The 6,786-nt window shown below is 44.6% G+C and carries 7 protein-coding genes; 1 reads left to right on the top strand and 6 read right to left on the bottom strand.

Features of this window, described 5'->3' with window-relative positions:
• The 3 genes from der to psaK all read right to left on the bottom strand — a co-directional run.
• A partial coding sequence (gene der, locus HWQ37_RS25525; RefSeq protein WP_292752582.1) for a ribosome biogenesis GTPase Der occupies positions 1-916 on the bottom strand: 916 nt, incomplete at its 3' end.
• Positions 917-1,245: 329 nt separating this feature from the next.
• Positions 1,246-2,442, bottom strand: a complete 1,197-nt coding sequence (locus HWQ37_RS25520) for a site-2 protease family protein (RefSeq protein ID WP_292752579.1) — start codon at positions 2,440-2,442, stop codon at positions 1,246-1,248.
• A 325-nt stretch (positions 2,443-2,767) separates the two neighbouring features.
• Entirely contained in the window at positions 2,768-3,022 is a 255-nt protein-coding gene (psaK, locus tag HWQ37_RS25515; RefSeq protein WP_292752576.1) for a photosystem I reaction center subunit PsaK, read from the bottom strand.
• A 121-nt stretch (positions 3,023-3,143) separates the two neighbouring features.
• On the opposite strand from psaK, the gene HWQ37_RS25510 reads away from it, so the two are divergent.
• A complete protein-coding gene (locus HWQ37_RS25510) occupies positions 3,144-3,788 on the top strand; it encodes a phosphoribosylanthranilate isomerase (protein ID WP_292752573.1) in 645 nt (214 codons plus the stop codon).
• A gap of 43 nt (positions 3,789-3,831) precedes the next feature.
• Here HWQ37_RS25510 and folE read toward each other — a convergent pair whose 3' ends face one another.
• The 3 genes from folE to HWQ37_RS25495 all read right to left on the bottom strand — a co-directional run bounded on the left by folE (position 3,832) and on the right by HWQ37_RS25495 (position 6,694).
• Positions 3,832-4,539 (bottom strand): GTP cyclohydrolase I FolE, encoded by a 708-nt coding sequence (folE, locus tag HWQ37_RS25505; RefSeq protein WP_292752570.1) that lies wholly within the window; start codon positions 4,537-4,539, stop codon positions 3,832-3,834.
• A gap of 84 nt (positions 4,540-4,623) precedes the next feature.
• Positions 4,624-5,349: an SDR family oxidoreductase gene (locus HWQ37_RS25500; RefSeq protein ID WP_292752567.1), complete on the bottom strand. Its 726-nt coding sequence runs from the start codon at positions 5,347-5,349 to the stop codon at positions 4,624-4,626.
• A 364-nt stretch (positions 5,350-5,713) separates the two neighbouring features.
• Positions 5,714-6,694, bottom strand: a complete 981-nt coding sequence (locus tag HWQ37_RS25495; protein ID WP_292752564.1) for an acetyl-CoA carboxylase carboxyltransferase subunit alpha — start codon at positions 6,692-6,694, stop codon at positions 5,714-5,716.
• Positions 6,695-6,786: the final 92 nt, after the last annotated feature.

The raw sequence follows: 6,786 nt of genomic DNA, 5'->3' as shown, positions 1-6,786 counted from the left end.
TGTAAGAGTCTTTTTCGACAGCATCCCACTTATTAACGACGATGATGCAAGCTCGGCCTTCTTCGATAATCCGCCCAGCTAATTTTTGGTCTTGCTCGGTGACTCCATCTACAGCATCTATTACTAATAAAACCACATCAGCACGGCGAATCGCTTTGAAAGCCCGGTTAATACTAAAGAATTCTGTGCCGTATTCGATGTGCTTCTTTTTGCGAATACCGGCGGTGTCAATTAAGCGGTAAGTTTGTCCCTCTCGTTCAATGACGGTATCAATAGCATCGCGGGTTGTGCCGGAAATGGGGCTGACAATTGCCCTTTCTTCCCCAACAAAAGAATTGAGTAAGCTCGATTTGCCGACATTCGGGCGGCCCACAATTGCTACTTTGATTTCATTCGTGTCTGGAATGTCTTCAATAGCAGGGATGTGATTAACTAACTCGTCAAGTAACTCTCCTGTACCACTACCATGAATCGCGGAGATGGGGTAAGGTTCGCCCAATCCCAATTCCCAAAAATCGGCAGCTTGGATTAAGCCTTGTTCTGGGGATTCACATTTATTTACAGCTAGTAGCACAGGTACGGGTTGTTGGCGCATCCATTCGGCGATTTCTTGGTCTGCCGATGTGGGGCCTGTTTGACCATCGACGACAAAAATAGCGCCACAGGCTTCTGCAAGGGCTGTCATTGCCTGTTGGCGAATCAGTGGTAAAAATTCGGTATCATCATTAAAAACTAAACCACCAGTGTCTACCACTAAAAATTCCCGACCATTCCAGAAAGCTGGAAGATAAGTGCGATCGCGTGTCACTCCCGGTTCATCATGGACAATCGCCGTTTGTTCCCCGGCGAGTCGATTAACCAGGGTGGATTTGCCCACATTTGGGCGTCCGATAATTGCAACAATTGGCAGTGCCATAAAACCAGGGTAAGTGAGAGGTGTAGTATATCACGTTCCTACATTTTACTCACTTTAAACTGGAAGTTTTAATTTAATTTTTCAACAGGTCGCGTCCAGACTGGCGACTGGGGGGATGAGGGAGGCAGGGGAGGCAGGGGGGAAGAATTAATAACCAATGCCCAATGCCCAATGCGCATCTAATTCAGTTATGTCATGCTTTTAAAAATAAAAAAGGTAGGAAGTCCTACCTTTTACCCAAAAAAAGCATTTTGTAACCAAATACCAAATTAAATATCACATACGCTTTTGACGTATCTATTGCAAACCTATGACGAGTGTATGACGGTTTAATTTGTAGTTGATTTGGCGATTACTCCCAGTTGTAACCCAGGCGGATAGCTACCTTCTGACTTGATGCGCTTAATTTCAGCATCGGTTATCTGGAAATTTAACTTTTGGGCGATCGCTAGCACAATATCTCCCCGATCAATTACACCAGCGACAGCACCAGCCGGAGAAAGGACGGTAATTCGAGGTAACTGCTCATTTTCTAGTTTGTTAATTACCTCAGCGATCGATGTTGATTCGGTAACGGTAGGTATTTCTGTGAGGGGATGTACAATGCTGTGTAAAGTTTGGGTTTCCCATTCACCCCTTTGGGTTAAACGAAAATCGTCAATGGAAACTAGACCCCGGTAACGTCCATCAGAAGCGGCAAAATAAACCTGTGAGGGAGTGGTTTCTAACAGGTATAAATCGGCAAACGATCGCAATGTCTGGTCAGCATCAATTACCCGAAACTCACGGGTCATCGCATCGGCGGCCACGACCTTGAGTAGGCTTTCTTGCAGTGTGGTCATGTTGTCATAGTTGCTGGCGTTGCGGACAGCAAACCAACCGAGCAACGCAATCCACAAACCAGTTACTAACTCTCTGGTGATAAAATCGACAATAAATCCCAAAGCGATCGCAGTATAACCTAATATTTGCCCCGCCTTTGCAGCCCAGTGTACGGCTTGAAAACGATTACCTGTAATTTGCCATAGTGCTGCTTTTAACACTTGCCCCCCATCTAGAGGTAAGCCGGGAATTAGGTTAAATAGAGCCACCACTAAGTTAATTCTCGCCAAATCTCCGACCATGACACTGAGGGGATTAGTATCAGGTATGACAAAAGCTGCCACACGGAGCAGGGCAAATAGGATTATACTCACCAAAGGCCCAGCGATCGCTACTTGAAAAGCTTTGAAAGGAGTTTTAGATTCTTCTTCAATGGCAGCAATCCCGCCAAACATAAATAAGGTAATTGAATTAACTCTAATACCTTGCGATCGGGCTACCAAGCTATGACCCAATTCATGTAATAGCACCGAACCAAATAGTAGCAGTGCCATAACTATTCCAGCACTCCAAGCTATAACACTTCCCCATTCCTGGTAAGCTACCCCAAAATTCAGAGTTGCCAACCCTAAAATCACAAACCATAACGGGTCTAAAAATAGGGGAATTCCAAATAATGACCCAATTCTCCAATTTGTTTGCATTACACTGCCCTAAAACTAGATATCGCCAGTACTTTTTATACCGAAATACTATGCATATTCGTATACACATTTATATTGAGCATCAATTCGGTATTAACAACTGACGAAATACTCTTATTTCTACAATAGACAATTAATGACTGTTGGGCATTGGGCATTGGGCATGGGGCATTGAAAAGAGGCAGAGGGGGGTGCGGGGGGCAGAGGGGAAAACTTTTCTCCCTGCTCCCTGCACCCTTGCTTTTCCCACTCCCCAACCCAAAATCATTTTTAGGAGTTTTGCATTGATAGCGGGGTTACAAGTAACACCTCTGCCATCACAAAACTACAGACGACCGATGTTAGTCAATCCTAAAACGATGCCAATGCCGATAATATGACCAAAAGCCATAGCAGCAGCGAATGTGGGAATACTAATTGGCAGAATAGGGAACTTGGGGCCAACTAGGGGTTTTTCAATCTTAGTACTTAGTAAAACAACTACTAAGCTACTGATGCTGATGATGATTCCTACTGTGGGATTCCACACAGGTGTAGGGGGAACAGATGCAGCTACTGCTAGTAAAATAGAGGAAATCAAGCTTTTGTCTCCTGAATCGAAAAGTAAGTGTAAGCCTACAAGATTATAAAGTTACAAGGCCCAAAATTTTTTGAGATAGTTTAGACTTTTTTGATAATTAGTTTAAATTTGTTAAATATTTATGCGCGTTAAGATTTGCGGCATTACTCAACCACAGCAGTCTATAGCGATCGCTTCTCTAGGCGCAACGGCACTAGGATTTATTTGTGTACCAAACTCACCTCGTTACGTGACTACATCCCAAATTCGGGCAGCAGTGGCAGAACTCCCGGCAAATATTGATACAATTGGGGTTTTTGCCAATCTTAGTATCGCTGAAATTAGTCAGATAGTTGCTGATTCTGGGTTGACTGGTGTGCAGTTACACGGAGATGAATCACCAGATTTTTGTTACCAATTACGTCAAGTTTTACCCAATATTGAAATTATTAAAGCATTGAGAATTCGTAATATTGAGCATCTTGACACAGCAGCTGATTACACAAAATATGTGGATACTTTGCTACTTGACGCTTACCATCCGCAACAATTGGGTGGTACAGGCAAAACTTTAGATTGGAAGATGCTAAAAGAATTTAGCCCTAGTTGTCCTTGGCTTTTAGCAGGGGGACTAACAGCCGATAATATTGTGGAAGCCCTAAATCAGGTTAATCCTAGCGGCGTTGATTTATCTAGTGGTGTGGAACGGACACCAGGAGATAAGGATTTAGATAAAGTAGCACTCCTATTTCACAGTCTCAAGAACATTGAGTTACTTAAAAGTTAGGAGTGATGAGTTGTGAATTAACTCCCAACTCAGCACTCAGCACTTAAAAGAACGCTGGTTGGTGGCGAATTAAGTTAAAAAATTCTTCACGGGTTTTGTGATCGTCTTGGAACACACCAACCATTGCGCTAGTGACAGTCCAAGAACCTGGTTTTTGAACGCCACGCATCACCATGCACATGTGGCTAGCTTCCATTACTACGGCAACGCCTTGAGGTTCCAGAATAGTCTGGATTGCTTCGGCAATTTGACGAGTTAACCTCTCTTGTACTTGTAAGCGACGGGAATACATCTCAACAATCCGGGCTAGCTTACTCAGTCCGACAACTTTTTGGTTGGGGATATAGGCAACGTGCGCTCTACCCATAAATGGCAGCATGTGGTGTTCGCACAGACTAAAGAAGTTAATATCTCTAACAAGTACCATCTCGCTATGCCCTTCATCAAAGATGGCATCGTTAACGAGTTCTTCAAGAGATTGGTTGTAGCCACTAGTAAGAAACCGCATTGCCTCGGCTACTCGTTTGGGTGTTTTCAGAAGTCCTTCGCGTTCGGGATCTTCGCCAACTCCCAGTATTAGTGTCCGCACGGCATCCTTCATTTCCTCCATCTGTTCCTCTGTTGGCGAGAACACATCTGCTTTTCGCCCGTTATGAGTATTGCGATCGGGTCTAGGAGTTATGGCTTCTGCCAAGTCGGGAATCAGAGGCGATTGAGAGCTATTGGAACCGTTGGAACTAGCAATAGTCATGATTCAGTCTTGGTTATGGTTTTGTCATTGGTCATTAGTCATTGGTCATTGGTCATTTGCAAAAGACAAAGGACAAAAGACTAATTAGAGTGCGCCAGCGCTGGGCATCAGGGTCAATTCATCAATCACTGCCTGTTGTGGTAACAGAACTGTGTAGAGAATTGACTGAGCCACAATTTCTGGGGTTAACATTTTGGAACGGTCTAAGTTAACGTGGACTGTTTCTGTATCCCAAAGTTCGGTATTGACTGCGCCGGGACAGATAGCTGTTACACGAATGCCGTGGCTGCGTTCTTCTTGTGCCAGGGTTTGAGAGAGGGCTATCAAACCGGCTTTGCTGACGCTGTATGCTCCCCAACCGGCAAAGGGTTGCTTGGCGGCAATTGAGGCGACGTTGATAATTGTGCCTGTGCCTCGATCGCGCATTGAAGGTAAAATCCCCACAATGCACTGAAACACGCCAGTCAGATTCAAGTCAATTACCTGCTGCCAGTCCTCTAGGGGAGTTTCGCTCAAAGTGCCTGTATAGGCGATGCCAGCATTGTTTACCAGAATGTTTATATCACCAAAGTCAAGAGCGATCGCTTGGATCTTTTCTTTGACTTCGGAGATCCGCGCTAAATCTACAGCGTAAGCTTTTGCTTCCACCCCAGTATGCTGTAATGCTTCTCTTACCGCCTCCAACTTATCCAAAGAACGGCTAACTAAGGCGACATCTATTCCCGCTTTCGCAAAGGCTAAAGCGGTTGCTTTCCCAATTCCACTACTTGCCCCAGTAATCAGGGCGCGTCGTTTTTGCTGAACACTCATGGTGTCTCCCAATTTTTTGGCAGTTCCCAAAGCCTATCACCACCCCATTATTCACACTTCTCGGTTTGGCATAGATTAAAGGAATCTAAAAATCTGATGATTTTCATTAAGTAGATGCTATGATGCAGCACAACAGTTACCATGTTGTGGGTTTCAGCAGTAAAGACAACAAATTGTTGCCTGGAAAACCACGCGGTACATAGTACATTCAAATTTAGATTATTTACATAATACAAAACCCACTCAATCAAATTGAGTAGAATTCCCAAATATGCAAATGCCTATGGCTAGATTGTTAAAAATCTTTAAGCACATAGGCAATTATAGCATTGCTACTTTACTAATCAATCATTATGCGGTGCTGTTAGTGGGCAACTTCTGTAAAAACACCAATTTTGCGGAATTTTTCATAGCGCAGTTGGCGGCGTTCTGGGGCAGTTAAACGATTGAGTTCGTCTAAATTTTCCATTAGCACTTGCTTGAGAGTAGTGGCGGCTTTTAAGGGGTCGGAATGAGCGCCACCAGTGGGTTCAGGCAGTATTTGGTCGATAATTCCCAATTTTTTCAGGTCGTGGGAAATAATTTTTAGGGCGACGGCGGCTTGGGGAGCCTTACCAGCATCTTTCCACAAAATGGCGGCACAGGCTTCGGGAGTGGCGACGGTATAAACGGAGTGTTCAAACATGAGTAGGCGATCGCCTACGCCAATACCGAGTGCGCCACCAGAACCACCTTCACCGATAACTGTGCAGATAATTGGCACATCCAAACAAAACATTTCCCGCAAGTTGTAAGCGATCGCTTCTCCTTGACCTTGATGTTCTGCTTCTACCCCAGACCAAGCTCCTGGCGTGTCAATAAAGGTTAGTATCGGCATACTAAACTTATTGGCGTGTTCCATCAACCGCATGGCTTTACGATAGCCGCCAGGGTAAGGCATTCCAAAGTTTCGGGCAATGTTGTCTTTAGTATCGCGCCCTTTTTGATGACCCAACATCACCACAGGTTGCCCACTCAGCCGACCAACACCACCAACTAAAGCCGGATCGTCACCACCACAGCGATCGCCATGTAATTCCATCCATTCATCACTAATAGCCTGAATGTAATCGAGAGTACTAGGGCGACGCGGATGACGAGCGACTTGCAATCGCTGGGAGGGTGATAGACTAGTGAAAATTTCCTCACGTAGTTGCTTGGCGCGTACTTCTAGTTGACGAATTTGACCAGAAACATCGACACCATTTTCTTCTGCAAGTTGCCGAATCTGATCGATTCGGGTTGCTAGTTCTGCTAGGGGTTTTTCAAAATCTAACAGTAGCGGTTTACGCTCGGTAGTTGCCATCGTAGGGGTTATAATTACGAGTTATAGGTTATCTGTCCTTTGTCCTTTGTCCTTTGTCCTTTGTCAGTTGTCCTTTGTCCTTTGCAAATAAC

This window comes from Nostoc sp. NMS4, assembly GCF_017115095.1.
GTDB lineage: Bacteria > Cyanobacteriota > Cyanobacteriia > Cyanobacteriales > Nostocaceae > Nostoc.
The sequence above is the reverse complement of the archived record's forward strand: the minus strand, read 5'-3'. Positions and strand labels throughout refer to the sequence as shown.